We start from the raw sequence: 18,539 nt of genomic DNA on the forward strand, positions 1-18,539 counted from the left end.
GTGACCCCCGCCGGAGTTTCCCATGGCTCTGACCTGCTGGGAAGGCCCAGGGCGTGCGCGGTGAGGCTGTCCGCGCGGAGGGGTCAGGAAGTGCCCCGGTAGAGTGGGCGGGTCGTCATCTTGCCCGTACAGGGGGAAGCCGGTGCGAATCCGGCACCGACCCAACCCCTACGCGCTCGGCTCAGCTCGAGCAGGGGAAACCCATTCGAGAGGCCCAGCCCTTCATGTCCGTACGCCGTCGCGCGGCAGCGCTCGCGTTCACCGTCGTGCTCTGTGGAGCGGCCGCCCCGACGGCGGTCGCCGCGCCGAGTCCGTCGCCCTCCACGCCCGACCTCCCGGCGGGGCTGTACGGCACCAAGGACCCGACGTACGACGGGGTGTGGCGGCAGTCGCTGGCCTTCCTCGCGCAGAAGATCGAGCTGGTCACGCCCGCCACGCAGTCGGTGGACTGGCTCGTCGCCCAGCAGTGCGACAGCGGGGCCTTCGCCTCGTACCGCGACGCCTCCGCGCCCTGCGACTCCAGGACGGTCGCGGACACCAACGCCTCGGCGGCCGCGGTCCAGGCCCTGGTCGAGCTCGGTGTGCACCGCGAGACCGTGGACAACGGGGTCGCCTGGCTGAAGTCCGTGCAGAACAAGGACGGTGGCTGGGGCTACAACCCCGGCAGCCCGAGCGACGCCAACTCCACGGCTGTGGTGACCGGAGCGCTGGCGCGGGCGGGTGTGCCGCTCGTCGAGGTCACCAAGGCGGGCGGGAAGACGCCGTACACGGCCCTGCGGACCTTCGCGCTGCCCTGCGGCGGCGAGGACGGCGGGGCGTTCGCCTACCAGCCGGGCAAGGACGGCGAGCTCACCGCGAACGCGGACGCCACCGCGGCCGCGGTCCTGGGCTCGATGGGCAAGGGCATGGCCGCGGGGAACTACAACGCGGCGAAGGCCCCCGTCTGCCACGAGGGCACCGGCCTCACCGCGGAGCAGTCCGCGCAGAACGGCGCGTCCTACCTGGCGAAGGCTCTCGCCGGGTCAGGACATCTGAACCTGCCGCCGATGCCGGGCGCCGAGGACTCGGCGCCGCAGCCCGACTTCGGCAACACGGCGGACGCGGTCGTGGCGCTGGCGGCGGCCGGCCACAAGGACAAGGCGGCCTCGGCCGTCGCGTATCTGGAGAAGCACGCCCAGGGCTGGGCGAAGGAGGGCGGCCCCGCCGCCACCGCCCAGCTGGTGCTCGCCGCCCACGCGACCGGCACCGACGCCCGTGACTTCGGCGGCGTCGACCTCGTCCGGCAGCTGAACGCCACGGGCCCGGCGCCCGCCGCGACCGCCGTGCCCTCGCCGACGGCGACGGCCCCCGAGAAGCCGGCGGACACGAGCAGCGAGGACGAGGGGCTCGGCCTCTGGTGGATCATCGGCATCGGCCTGGCCTTCGGCGCGGGCATCGGCTTCCTGCTCAGCGGACGCCGGAAGAACCAGCAGCTGTGAGGCGCCCGCCGGCCACAGCGGCGCTGCTCCTCCTCGTCGGCGCCGTCCTGGCCGTGCTGGGCGCGGGCAGCGCGCAGGCGGCCGGTTACCGCTACTGGTCGTTCTGGGAGGGCGACGGCGGGAAGGGCTGGACGTACGCCGCCCAGGGCCCCTCCGTCGTCCGGCCGGACGACGGCGCGGTGCAGGGCTTCCGGTTCTCTGTGAGCGAGGACTCCCAGGACTCGGCGCAGCCGCGCCGCGCACCGGACTTCGGGGCCGTCTGCGCGGGCACCCCGGCGAAGGACGGCCTCAAGCGGATCGCGCTGGTCATCGACCCGGGCACGGCGGCGGACGCGCCGGCCGGTGAGAAGCCGCCCGTGCCGCGTACCGCCTGCGCCCAGGTCGCCCCGGGCGCGAGCACGGCGGAGGCACTCGCCGCGGTGGCGAAGCCCCTGCGGTACGACAGTTCGGCGATGCTCTGCGCGATCTCCGGGTACCCGCGGTCCGGCTGCGGTGAGCAGACCGGGGACGGCGGGTCCCAGGAGGCCACCGGCCCGGCCGGGACGCCCTCCGCCGACGACGGAGCCACCCCGGACGAGGGCTCCGCCTCCGACGGCGACGGCGGCGGCCCGTCCGTGGGTGTGCTCGCCGGCGTCGGCGCGGTGCTCGTCCTCGGCGTCGCCGCCGTGCTGCGGGCCCGCCGCCGCCGATGACCCGCGCCACCGGCCCGGCCCGGCTCCCCCCTGCCCTGCGCGCTCCCGGAGCGACGCGAGGCAACGCGCTGCCGGCCGGGGCCTGGTGGCTGTGGGCACTCGGGCTGGCGACCGCCGCGTCCCGTACGACGAACCCCCTGCTGCTCGGTCTGCTGGTGGGGGTGGCCGGTTATGTGGTGGCGGCGCGCCGCACGGACGCGCCGTGGGCCCGTTCGTACGGGGCGTTCATCAAGCTCGGACTGGTCGTCGTCGCCGTGCGGCTGGTCTTCTCCGTCTTCCTCGGCTCGTCCGTCCCCGGCACGCACACCCTGTTCGCCCTGCCCGAGGTGCCGTTGCCCGGCTGGGCCCAGGGGGTCAGGATCGGCGGCCGCGTGACGGCGGAGCAGGTGGTCTTCGCACTGTACGAGGGCGCGAAGCTGGCCACCCTGCTGATCTGCATCGGTGCGGCGAACTCGCTGGCCAACCCGGCCCGCCTGCTGAAGTCCCTGCCAGGCGCCCTGTACGAGGTGGGCGTCGCCGTCGTCGTCGCGATGACGTTCGCGCCGAATATGGTCGCCGACGTCGCGCGGCTGCGGACGGCCCGCCGGCTGCGCGGCCGTCCGACCGGCGGGATCAGGGCGGTGCTCCAGATCGGGCTGCCGGTGCTGGAGGGCGCGCTGGAGCGTTCGGTGGCCGTCGCCGCCTCCATGGACGCGCGCGGATACGGGCGCACCGCGCAGGTCCCGCCCGCCGTCCGCCGCACCACGCACGTGCTCACGCTCGGCGGGCTGCTGGGCGTGTGCGCGGGGACGTACGGGCTGCTCGCCGCGCAGGGCGCCGTGCACGGGCTGCCTCTGCTGCTGGCCGGACTGGTCGCGGCGATGGCCGGGCTCAGGCTCGGCGGACGCCGTTCGGTCCGCACCCGCTACCGGCCGGACCGCTGGGGCGTTCGCGCCTGGCTCGTCGCGGCCTCGGGCGCCGCCGTCGCGGCGGCGATGATCTGGGCGGGCGCCGTCGCCCCGGATGCGCTGCGCCCTGGAGTCGTCCCGCTCTCGGCCCCCGTACTGCCGCTGTGGCCGGCCGCCGCCGTGCTGGTCGGGCTGCTGCCCGCGGCTGTGGCCCCGCTTCCCCCTTCACTCTCGGACTCCAAGGAGCGCACGTGATCCGGTTCGAGCAGGTCTCGGTGCGGTACGAGGGCGCTGGACGCCCCACCCTGTCGGGCATCGACCTCACGATTCCCGAGGGCGAACTGGTGCTGGCCGTCGGCCCGTCCGGTGTCGGCAAGTCGACTTTGCTGGGTGCCGTGTCCGGTCTCGTGCCGCACTTCACCGGCGGCGTCCTGACCGGCCGGGTCACGGTCGGCGGCCGTGACACCCGGACCCACAAGCCGCGCGAACTCGCCGATCTGGTCGGCACGGTGGGGCAGGACCCGCTCGCCCACTTCGTCACCGACACCGTCGAGGACGAGCTGGCGTACGGCATGGAGTCGCTGGGCCTGGCCCCGGACGTCATGCGGAGGCGGGTCGAGGAGACGCTGGATCTGCTGGGCCTCGCCGAGCTGCGCGACCGGCCGATCGCCACGCTCTCCGGGGGCCAGCGGCAACGGGTCGCGATCGGCTCGGTCCTCACCCCGCACCCACGGGTACTGGTCCTCGACGAGCCGACGTCCGCGCTGGACCCGGCGGCGGCCGAGGACGTACTGGCGGTCCTCCAGCGACTGGTGCACGACCTGGGCACGACGGTGCTGATGGCCGAGCACCGGCTGGAGCGCGTGGTGCAGTACGCGGACCAGGTCCTCCTGCTGCCCGCACCCGGCGCCGCGCCGGTGATGGGGGCGCCCGCGGACATCATGGCGCTCTCGCCCGTCCGGCCGCCGGTGGTGGCCCTGGGCCGGCTGGTGGGCTGGGATCCGCTGCCGCTTTCGGTGCGTGACGCCCGGCGCCGGGCGGTGGACCTGCGGGAGCGACTGGCCGGAGTGGAACCGCCCGCGCGTGAGGACCCGGCGGACGCGGTGGTGGCGCCGCTCCCCGCCCGGGCCACGGCCCGCCCCGGCTTCCTGGGCCGGCTGCTCGGCCGTCGTCCGGCGGCGGCCGGGCAGCCGGCCCCGGTCCAGGACACCGTCACCCGGGTCGAGGGACTCGGGGTGCGGCACGGTCGGGTCCAGGCGCTGCGCGGGGTGACGCTCACCGTCACGCCGGGCGAGACCGTGGCCCTGATGGGCCGCAACGGCGCGGGCAAGTCGACCCTGCTGTCGGCACTCGTCGGGATGACCGTGCCCTCCACGGGGTCCGTCCTCGTCGGCGGTCTGCACCCGTCCCGCACCTCGCCGGGTGACATGGTGCGCCGGGTCGGGCTCGTCCCGCAGGAGCCGCGCGACCTGCTGTACGCGGACACGGTCGCCGCCGAGTGCGCGGCGGCCGACTCCGACGCGGAGGCACCCGCGGGCAGTTGCCGCGCGCTGGTCTCCGAACTGCTGCCGGGCGTGCCCGACGACATCCATCCCCGCGATCTCTCGGAGGGCCAGCGGCTCGCGCTGGCACTCGCCCTGGTGCTCACCGCCCGGCCCCCGCTCCTCCTCCTGGACGAGCCGACGCGCGGCCTGGACTACGCGGCGAAGGCGCGGCTCGTCGGCGTACTGCGGCGACTGGCCGGTGCGGGCCACGCGATCGTCCTGGCGACGCACGACGTGGAGCTGGCTGCGGAGCTGGCGCACCGGGTGGTGATCCTGGCCGACGGTGAGGTCGTCGCCGACGGTCCGGCCCGGCAGGTCGTGGTCTCCTCCCCGGCGTTCGCCCCGCAGACCGCGAAGATCCTGGCGCCCCGCGAGTGGCTCACCGTCTCGCAGGTACGGAAGGCTCTGGAGGACCTCGCGTGACGGCCGGGTCGGCCCGGCCGGTGCGGCTCGGTCCGCACGCCGTCGCCGCGCTCGTCCTGATCAGCGCGGTCGGGCTGGTCGCGTTCGGCTGGCCGCTCCTGGCGGGAGCGGATTCCGGTCTCGCCCACGCGCAGGACGCGCCGTGGCTGTTCGCCGTCCTGCTCGTGCTGCTCGTGGGGGTGGTGCTCGCCACGATCGCGGACTCGGGCCTGGACGCGAAGTCCGTCGCGATGCTGGGGGTGCTCGCCGCGGTCGGGGCGGCACTGCGTCCGCTGGGCGCGGGGACCGCCGGCCTGGAACCGATGTTCTTCCTGATGGTGCTGAGCGGCCGGGTGCTGGGTCCCGGCTTCGGATTCGTGCTCGGCTCGGTGACGATGTTCGCCTCGGCACTGCTCACGGGCGGGGTCGGACCGTGGATGCCGTTCCAGATGCTGTCGATGGGCTGGTTCACCATGGGCGCGGGCCTGCTGCCGCGCCCGGACGGGCTGCGCGGCCGGGGTGAGCTGCTGATGCTGGCGGGGTACGGGTTCGTGGCGGCGTTCGCGTACGGCACGGTGATGAATCTGTACGGCTGGACGATCGTGCCCGGGCTCGGCTCGGGGATCTCCTTCGTCGCCGGCGCCCCGGTCCACGAGAACCTGGTCCGCTTCCTCGCCTACTGCACCGCCACCTCGCTCGGCTGGGACCTGGGCCGCGCCGTCCTCACCGTGGCTCTGACGGCGGCCGTCGGTCCCACCCTGCTGAGGGCCCTGCGCCGGGCGACGCGTCGCGCAGCGTTCGGCGCGCGAGCGGGCTTCGACACCCCGGCGGACTGATCATTCGGCTTGTGCGTGCTGCGCGGCGAGCCTGACGGGGGCGTTCCGCGCGCCGTATCCGTCGTATCCGCCACCGCGCTCGACGAGTTCGAAGAAGACCCGGCCGGTGGTGACGGTGTAGCAGTGGCGGAACTCCCCCTTCTTGTCGCGGTCGTAGAGGATCCCGAGCTCGCGGTAGGTCTCCAGTTCCCCGGGGGCGAACTCGTGGTGCGCGGCCAGGTCGTCGTAGTAGTTGGCGGGCACCGGCAGCAGCCGGGCGCCCGCCGCGCGGGCGAGGCGGACGGTGGCGACGAGGTCGTCGGTGATCAGGGCGACGTGCTGGGGGCGCCCGCCCCGGGCCAGGTCCTGGGTGGGCGACGCCCCGACGCCGAGGGCGATGCGCACGGTGCCGTCCTCGTTGCCGGCGGCGCGGCTGCGGAGCAGTCCGTACGGGTCGGCGAGGTCGACGCTCGCGTGCGGGCGAAGGCCCAGCACACCGCGGTGGAAGAGGGTCGCCTCGTCGAAGTGGTGCCAGGGCTGGGTCAGCGCGACATGGTCGACCCGGGTGATCCCGATGGGGGCGGGGGTGTGCGGGGCGGGCGTGAAGTCGCCGATCCAGCCGGGGCCCGCACCGTCTCCGACAGCTCCGGGCCGCCCGGTGTCCCCGGGCCGCTCCGCACCTGCGGGCCGCTCGGTGACGCAGAAGAAGAACTCGGTGCCGTCGGGCGCGGCCACCGCGTCCAGCGGGGCGTCGCCCGGGGCGCGGCGCCGGGGCAGGACGGGGGCGAGCAGTGACTCGGCCCGCGCGGAGGCCCCGGCGGGGTGGGGGCTCTCCAGGCCCACCGCGGTGAGCGAGGGCTCGGGCCGGTGGCTGCCGGTGTCGGTGTTGAGCAGGATGCGGGCCTCGCCCTGTTCCCAGAGGTCCACCGGCTTTCCGGAGTGCCTGGCCGTACGGGAGAAGCCCAGCGCGGTCAGCAGGGGCGCGATCCTCGCGGTGTCGGCCGTGGCGATCTCGACGAAGGCGAACCCGGTGGGAACGACCGGCTCCGGCGGGGCGGTGAGCCCCGCCGACTCCTGGAGCAGCGTCAGCGAGCGCCGGGCGTCCACCGCGGTGCGGCCGGCGTCGGCCTGGCGGAAGACGTCGTTGAACACCTCCAGCGAGAGCGGTCCGCCGTATCCGGCGCGGACGGCGGCCCGCACAAGCCCGGCGACGTCGAGGTCGCCCTGGCCGGGGAAGCAGCGGTGGTGGCGGCTCCACTGCAGCACGTCCAGGGCCATCTGCGGGGCGTCGGCGAGCTGCAGGAAGAAGATCTTGTCGCCGGGGACGGCATCGATCCCCGTGACGTCGGATCCCCGGGCCAGTATGTGGAAGCTGTCCAGGCAGATCCCGAGGGCGGGGTGGTCCGCGGCCTCGACGATGCGCCAGGCGTGCTCGTACGTACTGACATGGCGGCCCCACGCCAGCGCCTCGTACGCGACCCGGACACCGGACTCCTGTGCGAGGTCCGCCAGCCGGTGCAACTGTTCGGCGGCGAGGTCGTCGTCGTCGACGGCGTACGGCGACACGCTGGAGCAGACCAGGACGGTGTCGGCGCCGAGCCGCCGCATCAGCCGGAACTTGTGCTCGGCGCGCCGCAGGTTGCGGGCGAACTCGTCGGCGGGGACGGCCTCGATGTCGCGCATCGGCTGGAAGAGGTCGATCGTCAGACCGAGATCGGCCACCCGTTCCCTGATCTCCTCCGGGCCGAGCGGGCTGCCGGTCAGGTCGTTCTCGAAGATCTCGACGCCGTCGAAGCCCGCGCGCGCGGCCGCTGTGAGTTTCTCGGTGAGCGTTCCGCTGAGCGAGACGGTGGCGATGGACGTGCGCATGTCGGTCCTCCTGCGGGCTTCAGTGCGCGGACGTGAGGTCGGCGATGTCGTCGAGCATCCGGGCGGTGTCGGGTTCGCGGCCGGTGAAGAGCCGGAAGGAGTCGGCGGCCTGGTAGGCGGCCATGCCCCCGCCGTCGAGGGTGGGGCAGCCGAGGGCGCGGGCGGTGCGGACGAGCGTGGTCTCCAGCGGCCGGTAGACGACCTCGGCGACCCACAGCGCGGGGTGCAGCAGGTCCGCGGGGAGCGGGAGTCCGGGGTGGGCGGCCATGCCGATGGGGGTGGCGTTGACCAGCCCGTCGGCGCCCGACGTCCGGGCCGCGATGTCCAGGAGGTCCGCGGCGGCGGCCCGGCCGGGTCCGAAGTGGTGGTTCAGAGAGGCCGCGAGGGCCGCCGCCCGGTCGGGCAGGGCGTCCAGCACGGTCAGTCGGCCGGCGCCGAGGGCGAGGAGGGCGTGGGCGACGGCGGCACCGGCGCCGCCCGCTCCCAGCTGCACGACCCGCTCCAGCCGCGCGTCGGGCAGCCCGCGTGCGAAGGATGCGGCGAAGCCGGTCGCGTCGGTGTTGTGACCGATCGCGCGATCGCCCTCGAAGACCACGGTGTTGACCGCGCCGAGCGCCTCGGCCTGCGGGGAGAGTGCGTCGAGGTGGGCGAGGACCTGCTGCTTGCAGGGGTGGGTGACGTTGAGGCCGTCGTAGCCCATGTCACGCGCGGAGCGTACGAGTTCACCCGTCCTCTCCGGCGGGACTCCGAGCGCGCCGATGTCGATGAGGCGGTAGAGGTAGCGCAGCCCCTGCCGGTCCGCCTCGCGCTCGTGGAGCGCGGGGCTGAGGGAGGGGCCGATGCCGGAGCCGATGAGGCCGACGAGATAGGAGTCCGGGCTCATCGGTTCTTCCTCCAGGAGATGGGCGAGGTGGGCGGGCGCCGGGGCGTGACCGTGTGCGCCCGCCCCGCGGATGACGGTGCCGGCCACGGCCGGGACGTGGCTGGGGTGACGGAAGGGCAGGCCCAGCGGATCGAGACCGGGTCCGTTCAGCACGAGCACGGGAACGCCCGGGGGCGGGACCGGTGGGTTCGGCATCGTTCACTTCCCGTGGAACTCAGTGTACGGACTGGTTAGTTAGTAATACCCAAAGGCGGCTGCCCTGGGAAGCCCTCGGGCCGAATCGGCCGCCCGGCACACCGCCTCTAGAATCGCGAGCACGCACCGCCTGCCGCGAAGGATCCGGATGACCAGCACCGAAGGACCCGCCCAGCCCGCCGTACGGACCCGCGACGCGGCGCGCACCAAGGACGAGATCCTCACCGTGGCTACGCGGGAGTTCGCCCGCACCGGCTACGCGGGCGCCCGGGTCGACGAGATCGCCGCCAGCACCCGCACCACGAAGCGGATGATCTATTACTACTTCGGCGGCAAGGAGCAGCTGTTCACCGCGGTCCTGGAGCGGGCGTACAGCAGGATCCGGGAGGCCGAACAACTGCTTGACGTCGAGCACCTGGACCCCGTCGCGGCGGTCCGCCGGCTGGCCGAGCTGACCTTCGACCACCACGAGGACCACCCCGACTTCATCCGCCTGGTGAGCATCGAGAACATCCACGAGGCCGAACACATCGCGGCATCCGCCGAGTTGAGCCGCATCGGCTCCCCAGCGATCGAGGTCCTGCGGCGCATCCTCGACACGGGGCGCGCGTCGGGACTGTTCACGGCGGACGTCGACGCCGTGGACCTGCACGCGATGATCAGCTCGTTCTGCTTCTTCCGCATCGCGAACAGGCACACCTTCGGCGCGCTCTTCGGGCGTGACCTGGTGGAGGCGGGGCGGCGGGAGCACTACCGGGCCATGCTGGGCGACATGATCATCGCGTACCTCACGGCCGACCGGGCGGCGTAGGGCAAAGGCGGCCGGCCGGGCGACCGGGACCTCACGGGAACACGGGGCACGGACGCCCGAGGGGACCGGGGTCGGATCCTGCGCGAACTCTTGACAGGGGCGTCAACTGCTCGCAACATCCCTAGCCATCTGCAACTAACTACCTAGTGCGTTAGTTAGCCGGGTCCGCTCGCCCCTCCCCGCACGGAACGTCCCCCGAAGGAGCTCGACGTGACCGCTCACGACCCTTCCTCCGGCCCACCCTCCGAGCCTCCGGCCCAGCCCCGTAAGGCCGCGCTCGCCGCCTGGATCGGCAGCGCGCTGGAGTACTACGACTTCTTCATCTACGGCAGCGCGGCGGCGCTGATCTTCCCCAAGGTCTTCTTCGACGAGTCCGACCCGGCGAACGCGACCCTTCTGTCCCTGGCCACCTTCGGTGTCGCCTACGCGGCCCGTCCGGTGGGCGCGCTCTTCCTCGGTCACGTCGGGGACCGGCTCGGCCGCAAGAAGATCATGGTCTTCACGCTGATGCTGATGGGCATCTCGACCTTCCTCATCGGCTGCCTGCCGACCCGGGACCAGATCGGCGGGGCCGCCCCGGTCCTGCTCGTCGTCCTGCGGATCCTGCAGGGGATATCCGCGGCCGGTGAGCAGGCCAGCGCCAACTCGATGAGCCTGGAACACGCGCCCCCGCACCGGCGCGGCTACTTCACCAGCTTCACCATCAACGGGACCCAGGCCGGTCAGCTGATCGCGACCCTGGCCTTCATCCCGGTCGCCGCCCTTCCCGAGGAACAGCTCCTCTCCTGGGGCTGGCGCATCCCGTTCTGGCTGAGCGTCGCCGTCGCCGTCACCGGTTACGTCATCCGCCGCACCCTGGAGGAGACCCCGGTCTTCACCAAGCAGGCGGCGACCGAGGGCGTGGCGAAGATGCCGCTGGCCGTGCTGCTCCGCGACCACTGGGCCGACGTCCTGCGGGTCGTCGCCGCCGCCGTGATCGCGACGGTGAGCACGATCTTCACCGTCTGGGCCCTGTCGTACGCGACCGGCGACGCCGTCGGTATGAGCCGCACCGGCATGCTGTGGGTGGGCGCGCTGGCCAACGTGGTCGCCCTGTTCACCATCCCGCTGTGGGCCAGGCTCTCCGACCGCGTCGGACGTCGGCCGGTCTTCCTCGTCGGAGCGGTCGGCAGCGCGGTGGCGATGCCTCTGTACCTGTGGGCGATCTCCACCGGCAGCTATCCGCTGACGCTGGTACTCGGAGTACTGGTCTTCGGCGTCGTCTACAGCGCGGCCAACGGGATCTGGCCCGCCTTCTACGCCGAGATGTTCCCCACCCGGGTCAGGCTCTCGGGCATGGCGATCGGCACCCAGACCGGCTTCGCCATCGCCGGCTTCGCCGTTGCCTTCGCCTCGCAGATCGCAGGCCCCGACGGCGACAACTGGGCCGGTGTCGCCCTGTTCGCCGCCCTGCTCTGCGTCCCGCCGGTCATCGCCGCGCTCTCCGCACGCGAGACGGCCCACGTGCCGACGGAGCAGCTCGGGGAGCGGCGCACCGGGGTGCCCGCGGAGGCCGACGCTTCGGTCGGGGCCTGACGCCCACTGCGCCTCGGGGGACGTGGCGGTCAACGCCCGAGGGGTGCGGGGGGCGGCTCATGAGGGCCGCCCCCCGCACCCCTCGGGCCCGTCCGCGGACGCGGACCGGGTGTCTCTCTCCGCGGACGCGGACAGAGGGTGTCCCTCTCCGCGGACGCGGGCACGGTTGTCCCTACGCCTTGCTGCCCGCCGCTTCCGGTACCGGCGTGTCCACACCGTCCACACCCTCCCGGCCCGGCCGTTCGGCCACGCCGGTGCCGCTACCTGTGCCGGTGCCGGTGGCCGCCTGGAGCCTGCGCGGTCCGGCCAGGACGTACGTCAGTCCGAAGCCGGCGGCCACCACGACCGCCCCGCCTACCGCGTCCAGCACCCAGTGATTTCCCGTGGCGACGATGGCGGAGACGGTGAACAGCGGGTGCAGCAGCCCCAGCGCCTTCATCCATGCCTTCGGCGCGAGCAACACGATCACGACACCGCACCACAGCGACCAGCCGAAGTGCAGGGACGGCATCGCCGCATACTGGTTGGTGACGGCGGTCAGCGCCCCGAAATCGGGGCTGTCGAGGTCCTGCACCCCGTGGATCGTGTCGATGTAGCCGAGTCCCGGCATGAGGCGCGGGGGCGCCAGCGGGTAGAACCAGAACCCGGCCAGGGCGAGGACCGTGGCGAAGCCGATGGTGCTGCGGGCCCAGCGGTAGTCCGAGGGCCGCCGCGCGTACAGCACTCCGAGGATCACGAGCGGCACGATGAAGTGGAACGTCGAGTAGTAGTAGTCGAAGAAGTCGCGCAGCCAGGGGAGGCCGACGACGGTGTGGTTGGCCCAGTGCTCGATGTCGATGTGCAGCCACTGCTCGGCCGCGTGGATCTGCCGGCCGTGCTCCTCCGCGGTGGAACGCCCGGCGGTCGCCGCCAGCCGGACCTTCGCGTAGGCGGAGTAGACGACCCTGATGAGCAGGAGCTCCAGCAGCAGGTTGGGGCGGCTGAGGACCCGGCGCCAGAACGGCAGGAGCGGCACCCACGCGTAGCGCGCCGGCACCGGCTTCGCGTGGTCCGTGGGGACCGGCTCGTGCCAGTGGGGCGAGGTGCGGGACAGGAAGGGCACCGCGCAGGCGGCGCCGAGCGCGGCGACGAGCAGCATGTTGTCGCGTACGGGAAGGATCACGCCGACGTTCGGCAGCAGCGCCTTCCCGGGCAGGGTGAGGACGAGCACCACGACCGCCGGCCAGACCAGCCGGTCCGAGGCGCGGGTGCCGACCCGGCCTACGACGGCGAGCAGCACCCAGAGCAGCTGGTGCTGCCAGGCGGTGGGCGACACGGCGACGGCGACGCAGCCCGTGACCGCCACCGCCAGGAGCAGCTGCCCGTCCCGGGCGTAGCGGGCCGCGCGGCGCAGCCCGAGAATGACGACGACGGCGGCCAGGGCCAGGAACACGGCGATCTCGGCCGGCCCCTGGAGCCCGAACCGCAGCAGCGCGCCGTGCAGGGACTGGTTGGCCAGACCGTCCGGTCGCTCGCCGAGTCCCGCGCCCGCGAGATGGTGCACCCAGTACGCCCAGGAGTCACGCGGCATCACCACCCAGGCCAGCGCGGTGCACACGGCGAAAGTGACGCCGCCGCTCACGGCGGCCCGGCGTCTCCCGGTGAGCCAGAACAGGACGGCGAACAGCAGGACGGCGGGCTGGAGGGCGGCGGCGACACCGGTGAGCACGCCCGGGAGGCGCTCACCGCGTGCGGCGAAGCAGGCGATGAGCACCAGCAGGACCGGCAGGACGCTGGTCTGGCCCAGGTACAGGGTGTTGCGGACGGGCAGCGACACCATCAGCAGGGTGATCGCGACGGGCGCGGCCAGGAACGCGGTGCGCCGGCTCACAGGTGCGGGCAGGGCGCGCACGACGACATGACCGAGCAGGACGACGAGCAGCAACGAGCCGAACGTCCATACGACGCCGAGGGCCTGCTCCGCCGAGACCGTCAACGGCTTCAGCACCAGCCCGGCGAACGGTGTCCCGGTGAACCTGCCCGGGTCGTACAGGGATCCCGCGATGTGCAGGACCCCGGTCGCACCCGTCCAGGTCTCCAGATCGGCGAGGCGTTCGCCGGGCGGACGGCGCAGCACCACGGCCACCTGCCGTACCGCAAGCAAGCCGACGAGCAGCCAGAGGACGGCTGCGGCAGCCGCGACCCTGGGATCCTTCCGGTGGATCGCACCTGATCCGGCCCGGTCCGGCGTGAGCACTCCGCTCCCCGGCTCCGCCGCCCCGTACCCCCGCACACTGCGCTCCGCATCTGTCACGCTGCGCCGACCCTCCCGTTTCCATGCACTGCCCCTCGGCCCGGGTATGTGCGGATGAAGCCTCGCATTGCCCTATGAGGTAGACACAATCAACCCCTTCTTCGCCTGACTGTCACCACCGGTCTGCCGAAACGATGCCCCGCATCCCGGTGGGTGGGACCTCGGTGGCTTCCGTGGCGCGGTCCGCCCGCCGGGGCGCCGGGTCAGCCCTCGCCCCGGGGGGCGTCCGCCTGCCAGCCCGCGAAGAGGGGCACGTCCGACGCCCCGTCCAGGACGACGACTCCGAAGGGCCGGTCGAAGGCGATGTGCCTCACCGCACGCGGCCTCGGGGCTGCGGCCCTCGTCGCCACGACCGTGACCGCGGCGGCCTCCACGCCCTTCTCGCCGATCCTCACCACCGCCTCCTGGACCGCCTCGGAGATGTGGAGGCGTACGGGCGAGAGGCCGGAGAAGTCCGCCGCCGCGGGGTCCGTCGCCCGCCGCACGCCGAGCGCCGGCAACTGGTCCGTGATGCGGATCTTTGTCCGCAGGGTGAAGCGCGGCAGCGACAAGGTCACCGCTTCGGCATCCAGGGGGTCACGCTCCTCCTCGGGGGCCCACGCCAGGGGCAGGACCTGGGCGGCACCCCCGCCCGGCTCGCCCAGGACGAACCTGACCCGCGCCGGTGGCGGACCGCCCGGCTCCGCACGGCAGCGCAGCTCGACGACGTACGCGCCCGACACCGTCCACACGTCCCGCGGCCGGACCGGGGCGTGCATCGTCCCCACCGGCACGGTCGTACCCGCCGCGTCGGTGAAGGGGACGTCACGGGTGCGCGCCGTGTCGAACGGCACCTGCCAGAACGCCTCCAGGGCCAGGACGTTGACCAGGGCGAGCGCGACGTCCCCACCGAGGGACAGCGGCAGCCGCTCGATCAGGCCGCCGGTCCGCTCGCGCACCCACGCGTCGGCCTCCGCGACGTCCACCGGGCCGAACCCGACGTCGGGCAGCGAGCGTTCGTACTCCTCGTGGAGCGGCACGCTGTTCCACACCCTGGTCGCCGCGTTCAGCGCCTCGGTGCGCCCCCAGTCCCGCGCCGCCTCCGTCACGACGGCGGCCGCCTCGTGCCCGGCCACGCCGAGCAGGGCACGCAGTTCCGCGGCCGTCTCCGTGCGGGCACCGGCGGCGACGGCGGTCAGGGCCAGCCACAGTCCGGCGGGCGAGCACACGAAGCTGCTCCCGCCCGGCCGCGCCAGCTCCCGCGTCCACCGCGCCCCGAGCCGCTGGACCGCCGCTTCGAGGGCCTTGTCCGCCGTCATCGTCTCCCCCTGCGCTTATCGGTTCGTCTTCCCGTCACACCCTGGACAGAATGGACCAATGACCTGGACCGTGACCCCCGAACACTTCGGCACCCCTGAGGCGACACTGCTGCGGCGCGACTACTACGACGAGGTGGCGAGTCGTTACTGGGGCCGGCCGGCGACCGCGGCGGAGATCGACGACGGCCTCAAGGACGACGGCGTCGACCTGCTCGCCACGCCGACCGGGGAGTTCCTGGTGGGACGGTACGACGGTGAACCGGCGAGCTGCGCGGGCCTCCTGCTGGTCGACGCGGCGACGGCGGAACTGACCCGGGTGTTCGTCCGGCCCGGTTTCCGCTCGACGGGCGGCGGCGGCAGGCTGCTCGCGGGCGTCGAGAGCGCAGCGCGGGCCTACGGGGTGCGGCGGATCCGGCTCGACACCCGCGACGACCTGGTCGAGGCGCGCGGGCTGTACGCGAAGCACGGCTACCGGCAGGTCCCGGCGTTCAACCAGGGCCCCTACGCGGAACACTGGCTCGCCAAGGAGCTCTGAGCCCCGGGGCAGGAGTCAGCCGGCCGAGTGGTCGCGCCGCGGTTCGGGCATGTGAGGACGCTCCCTGCTCGATCCGCTCACCTCGGCCGACAGCTCCGTCACCAGGCGGACCAGGTCGGTGGGCCGGTCCGGACCCCACCAGTCGCCCAGCAGCTCGGCCAGCGACTCCTCCCGTGCCTGGGACAGCCGGACCACGGCCTCCGCCCCCCGCTCGGTGAGGACCAGCTGCATCCCCTCACGCCGGGCGTAGCCGAGCCCCTCCACCTGACGGGCTGCCGAGGTGATCACCCTCAGCGGCACCGGTGCGACCTCGGCCAGCCGGCCGGGTTCGACGGTGCCGTGCCGTTTGATGCGCAGCAGCAGCCAACTGGAGGCGGGCTGCAGGTCGTAGCCCGCCCTCTCGGTGATCTTCTCGTAGATCTCCCGGCGTCCCTCACGGGTGGCGAGCACCGAGAGGGCGCGGGCGCACTCGTCGTACGAGGAACGCTGGACCGGGTTCGAGGCGAGGGTCTCGCTGCTGTCGGGCGCCGTCACGGATCCGCGCAGGGGTTCCTCCTTGAGGAACCAGGCGAAGACGAACGCGACCAGGACGACGGGTGCCGCGTAGAGGAAGACGTCGGTGATCGACGTCGAGTAGGCGCTGAGAACGGAGGGCCGCAGATCCGCGGGCAGCCGGCCGATGGCCCGGGGGTCGGCGGCCAGCGCCCCGGCGTCGACGCCGGGTGGAAGGGAACGGCCGCTGAGCGCGTCCTCGAGTTGGCCGGTCAGCCCGTTGGTGAAGATGGTGCCGAAGACCGCCACTCCGAACGACGCGCCGATGGACCGGAAGAACGTCGCCCCCGAGGTGGCGACGCCGAGGTCCTCGTAGCCGACGGAATTCTGCACGATCAGTACGAGCACCTGCATGACCAGGCCGAGCCCGGCCCCGAAGACGAAGAAGCAGAGGCTCATCGTCCAGGTGGAGCTGGTCTCGGAGAGCGTGTGGAGCAGCAGCAGACCGACCACGGTGAGGGCGGTTCCGGCGATCGGGAAGACCTTCCAGCGGCCGGTCCGGCTCACGATCTGGCCGGACCCGGTCGAGGTGAGCAGCAGCCCGAAGACCATCGGCAGCATGTGCACACCGGACAGGGTCGGGCTGATGCCGTGCACGACCTGGAGGAAGGTCGGCAGATAGGTCATGGCGCCGAACATCGCGAAGCCGATGACGAAGCTGATGACGGCGACGAGGCTGAAGGTCCTCATCCGGAACAGCTTCAGCGGCAGCACCGGTTCGTCCGCCTTGCGCTCCGCCGCGACGAACGCCACGAGCAACACCACGGCGAGGACCGCGAGGGCGACGATCTGCGGGGAGCTCCAGTCCCAGGTGGTGCCGCCGAGGGAGGCGACGAGGACCAGGCAGGTGGCGACGGAGGCGATGAGGAAGGTGCCGAGGTAGTCGATGCGGTGCTTGGTGCGGCGGACCGGGATGTGCAGGGCTGCGGCGATGACGAGCAGCGCGACGACGCCGATGGGCAGGTTGATGTAGAAGACCCAGCGCCAGCTGAGGTGCTCGGTGAAGAAGCCGCCGAGGAGCGGCCCCAGGACGCTGGTCATACCGAACACCGCACCGAAGAGGCCCTGGTACTTGCCCCGTTCGCGCGGGGTGACGATGTCGCCGACGATCGCCATCGACAGCACCATCAGCCCGCCGCCGCCGAGTCCTTGCAGGGCGCGGAAACCGATGAGCTGCGGCATGTTCTGGGCCATGCCGCAGAGCGCGGAGCCGACCAGGAAGATGACGATGGCCGTCTGGAACAGCTTCTTGCGTCCGTACTGGTCGCCGAGCTTGCCCCACAGCGGGGTGGCCGCGGTCGCCGCCAGCATGTAGGCGGTCACCACCCACGACAGATGGTCCAGCCCGCCCAGTTCGCTGACGATGGTGGGAAGAGCGGTGGACACGATGGTCTGGTCGAGTGCGGCGAGCAGCATGCCGAGGAGGAGCGCGCCGATGGACACCAGGACGCTCCGCCGGGACCGCCCCTCGCCCGTTGCAAGGGGTGGCGGGCTCAGCTGCTGGGCCATGAACGTCTCCTCGGGTCCGCTTCACCCCCATCCTGGCCGCTGTGTGACGTTATGGCCTGCCGAGCGACACTACGGGCGTTGGGCTTCCCCGCGACGGCCTGCATAATCGCAGGCAGTTCGAAGGGGAGGGGAACCCACGATGACCGGACAGGTATGCCCGGAGTGCGGTGGCGAACAGAGCGCGAGACCCGGGGCCGGGTGCGCCTGCGGCGCCGGTGAGGCCGCGCGGGGCGTGCAGGCCGCCCGTGCGGCGGAGATAGCGGCGGCCGAGGACTTCCACCCGTTGCGGATCCGTCCGTACGTGAGGCTGCACAGCGACGACACGCAGGACCACGCCGTCCCGGCGGCGGCCGTCACGACGCCGCTGTTCCTGGACGGTGCGGCGGGCGAAGCGCCGGGGCCGGGGCCGGGCGCGACGCCCGGCGCCGTCGTCGCGGACGAGACCCTTCGGCGGACGGCCGCGGCCCATGCGGGCGGTGGCCCGGATCCCGTGCAGCCGCGCCGTCGGCGGCCGTTCGCCGTGGTCGCCGTGGGGGCGGCGGTCGCCGCGGTGGTGGGAACGGCCGCGTTCGCCGGCGGACTGTTCGACGGCGAGGACACCACGGACGCGGCGCTGTCGGAGGTCGCGACGAGCACGCCGGAGGTGAGCGGGGGGCCGGCCGCCTCCGTGTCCGCGTCTCCGTCGGCGGCAACGTCCACGACCCCCTCGGCCACGCCGCCCCGGTCCGCGTCGGCATCGCCCTCGGCGACCGCGCCCCCGTCCGCGAGCCCGTCACCGTCGCGCGTCGCGGCCCCGTCGAAGTCGCCGGCGCCCTCCGTGTCCGCGACCAGGGCTCCCACCACCGCGGCGGCGGTGCCGCCCGCCGAGGAGGCCTCCGGGACCACGCTGCGACGCGGGGACCGCGGCGCCGAGGTCTCCGAGCTCCAGCGGCGACTGCAGGAGGCCTGGGTCTACCGGGGGCCGGAGGACGGCGAATACTCGGAGCGTGTGGAGGAGGCCGTCGCCGAGTACCAGCGGTGGGTGTCGGTCAGGAGCGACCCGCCAGGGGTCTACGGCCCGGAGACGCGTCGCGCCCTGGAGGCGCGGACGAGCGGCGGGGGACGCCGCTCCTGAGGGGGCACGGCTTCGCTCCGACGCTTCCGGCCACCGGATTGGCGTTTCGGCGCAGGTTTTTGTATCGTGTGGGAACAAAGTAGCCTC

The 18,539-nt window shown here is 73.3% G+C and carries 14 protein-coding genes; 9 read left to right on the forward strand and 5 right to left on the reverse strand.

What is annotated here, in order from left to right:
• Positions 1–224: 224 nt before the first annotated feature.
• Genes JOC24_RS10375 through JOC24_RS10395 form a run of 5 tightly spaced genes read left to right on the forward strand, consistent with a single transcriptional unit; the run spans position 225 to position 5,839 of the window.
• Entirely contained in the window at positions 225–1,478 is a 1,254-nt protein-coding gene (locus tag JOC24_RS10375) for a prenyltransferase/squalene oxidase repeat-containing protein (RefSeq protein WP_205019894.1), read from the forward strand.
• Positions 1,475–2,170 (forward strand): SCO2322 family protein, encoded by a 696-nt coding sequence (locus JOC24_RS10380; protein ID WP_205019895.1) that lies wholly within the window; start codon positions 1,475–1,477, stop codon positions 2,168–2,170. Before JOC24_RS10375 ends, JOC24_RS10380 begins: the two co-directional genes overlap by 4 nt.
• A complete protein-coding gene (locus JOC24_RS10385) occupies positions 2,167–3,312 on the forward strand; it encodes a CbiQ family ECF transporter T component (protein WP_205019896.1) in 1,146 nt (381 codons plus the stop codon). The genes JOC24_RS10380 and JOC24_RS10385 overlap by 4 nt, the downstream gene beginning before the upstream one ends.
• Positions 3,309–5,024: an ABC transporter ATP-binding protein gene (locus JOC24_RS10390; RefSeq protein ID WP_205019897.1), complete on the forward strand. Its 1,716-nt coding sequence runs from the start codon at positions 3,309–3,311 to the stop codon at positions 5,022–5,024. Before JOC24_RS10385 ends, JOC24_RS10390 begins: the two co-directional genes overlap by 4 nt.
• A complete protein-coding gene (locus tag JOC24_RS10395) occupies positions 5,021–5,839 on the forward strand; it encodes an ECF transporter S component (RefSeq protein ID WP_205019898.1) in 819 nt (272 codons plus the stop codon). The genes JOC24_RS10390 and JOC24_RS10395 overlap by 4 nt, the downstream gene beginning before the upstream one ends.
• On the opposite strand, the gene JOC24_RS10400 is transcribed toward JOC24_RS10395, so the two are convergent.
• Together JOC24_RS10400 and JOC24_RS10405 are read right to left on the reverse strand one after the other, a co-directional pair.
• Positions 5,840–7,687: a bifunctional sugar phosphate isomerase/epimerase/4-hydroxyphenylpyruvate dioxygenase family protein gene (locus JOC24_RS10400; protein WP_205019899.1), complete on the reverse strand. Its 1,848-nt coding sequence runs from the start codon at positions 7,685–7,687 to the stop codon at positions 5,840–5,842.
• 19 nt (positions 7,688–7,706) lie between these two features.
• Positions 7,707–8,570, reverse strand: a complete 864-nt coding sequence (locus JOC24_RS10405; RefSeq protein WP_205020026.1) for a shikimate dehydrogenase — start codon at positions 8,568–8,570, stop codon at positions 7,707–7,709.
• 343 nt (positions 8,571–8,913) lie between these two features.
• Between JOC24_RS10405 and JOC24_RS10410 the strand changes: the two genes are divergently transcribed.
• Both JOC24_RS10410 and JOC24_RS10415 read left to right on the forward strand, forming a co-directional pair.
• Positions 8,914–9,576, forward strand: coding sequence for a TetR family transcriptional regulator (locus tag JOC24_RS10410; RefSeq protein WP_205019900.1), 663 nt, complete (start codon positions 8,914–8,916; stop codon positions 9,574–9,576).
• 210 nt (positions 9,577–9,786) lie between these two features.
• Positions 9,787–11,151, forward strand: a complete 1,365-nt coding sequence (locus JOC24_RS10415; protein WP_205019901.1) for an MFS transporter — start codon at positions 9,787–9,789, stop codon at positions 11,149–11,151.
• A gap of 172 nt (positions 11,152–11,323) precedes the next feature.
• Here JOC24_RS10415 and JOC24_RS10420 read toward each other — a convergent pair whose 3' ends face one another.
• Together JOC24_RS10420 and JOC24_RS10425 are read right to left on the reverse strand one after the other, a co-directional pair.
• Complete coding sequence (locus tag JOC24_RS10420; RefSeq protein ID WP_374104492.1) at positions 11,324–13,354, reverse strand: bifunctional glycosyltransferase 87/phosphatase PAP2 family protein; 2,031 nt, start codon at positions 13,352–13,354, stop codon at positions 11,324–11,326.
• A 293-nt stretch (positions 13,355–13,647) separates the two neighbouring features.
• Positions 13,648–14,742 (reverse strand): serpin family protein, encoded by a 1,095-nt coding sequence (locus tag JOC24_RS10425; protein ID WP_205019903.1) that lies wholly within the window; start codon positions 14,740–14,742, stop codon positions 13,648–13,650.
• 58 nt (positions 14,743–14,800) lie between these two features.
• Here JOC24_RS10425 and JOC24_RS10430 point away from each other — a divergent pair, with 58 nt between their 5' ends.
• Complete coding sequence (locus JOC24_RS10430; RefSeq protein WP_205019904.1) at positions 14,801–15,277, forward strand: GNAT family N-acetyltransferase; 477 nt, start codon at positions 14,801–14,803, stop codon at positions 15,275–15,277.
• Between the two features lie 15 nt (positions 15,278–15,292).
• Here the strand turns inward: JOC24_RS10430 and JOC24_RS10435 are convergent, their stop codons facing one another.
• The gene (locus JOC24_RS10435) at positions 15,293–17,338 is read right to left on the reverse strand and encodes an MDR family MFS transporter (RefSeq protein ID WP_205019905.1); all 2,046 of its coding nucleotides are present in this window, start codon (positions 17,336–17,338) and stop codon (positions 15,293–15,295) included.
• Positions 17,339–17,477: 139 nt separating this feature from the next.
• Here JOC24_RS10435 and JOC24_RS10440 point away from each other — a divergent pair, with 139 nt between their 5' ends.
• Positions 17,478–18,452 carry a peptidoglycan-binding domain-containing protein gene (locus JOC24_RS10440; RefSeq protein ID WP_205019906.1) on the forward strand — a complete coding sequence of 325 codons (975 nt, stop codon included), beginning with the start codon at positions 17,478–17,480 and terminating at the stop codon, positions 18,450–18,452.
• The last annotated feature ends 87 nt before the right edge of the window (positions 18,453–18,539 follow it).

Source organism: Streptomyces sp. HB132 (assembly GCF_016909575.1).
Classification (GTDB): Bacteria; Actinomycetota; Actinomycetes; order Streptomycetales; family Streptomycetaceae; genus Streptomyces.

Bases quoted from the DNA above. Each gene is read 5' to 3' on its own strand.
- JOC24_RS10375 (WP_205019894.1), top strand. From the start codon at position 225: ATGTCCGTACGCCGTCGCGCGGCAGCGCTCGCGTTCACCGTCGTGCTC.
- JOC24_RS10385 (WP_205019896.1), top strand. From the start codon at position 2,167: ATGACCCGCGCCACCGGCCCGGCCCGGCTCCCCCCTGCCCTGCGCGCT.
- JOC24_RS10400 (WP_205019899.1), bottom strand. From the start codon at position 7,687: ATGCGCACGTCCATCGCCACCGTCTCGCTCAGCGGAACGCTCACCGAG.
- JOC24_RS10405 (WP_205020026.1), bottom strand. From the start codon at position 8,570: ATGAGCCCGGACTCCTATCTCGTCGGCCTCATCGGCTCCGGCATCGGC.
- JOC24_RS10410 (WP_205019900.1), top strand. From the start codon at position 8,914: ATGACCAGCACCGAAGGACCCGCCCAGCCCGCCGTACGGACCCGCGAC.
- JOC24_RS10425 (WP_205019903.1), bottom strand. From the start codon at position 14,742: ATGACGGCGGACAAGGCCCTCGAAGCGGCGGTCCAGCGGCTCGGGGCG.
- JOC24_RS10430 (WP_205019904.1), top strand. From the start codon at position 14,801: ATGACCTGGACCGTGACCCCCGAACACTTCGGCACCCCTGAGGCGACA.
- JOC24_RS10435 (WP_205019905.1), bottom strand. From the start codon at position 17,338: ATGGCCCAGCAGCTGAGCCCGCCACCCCTTGCAACGGGCGAGGGGCGG.
- JOC24_RS10440 (WP_205019906.1), top strand. From the start codon at position 17,478: ATGACCGGACAGGTATGCCCGGAGTGCGGTGGCGAACAGAGCGCGAGA.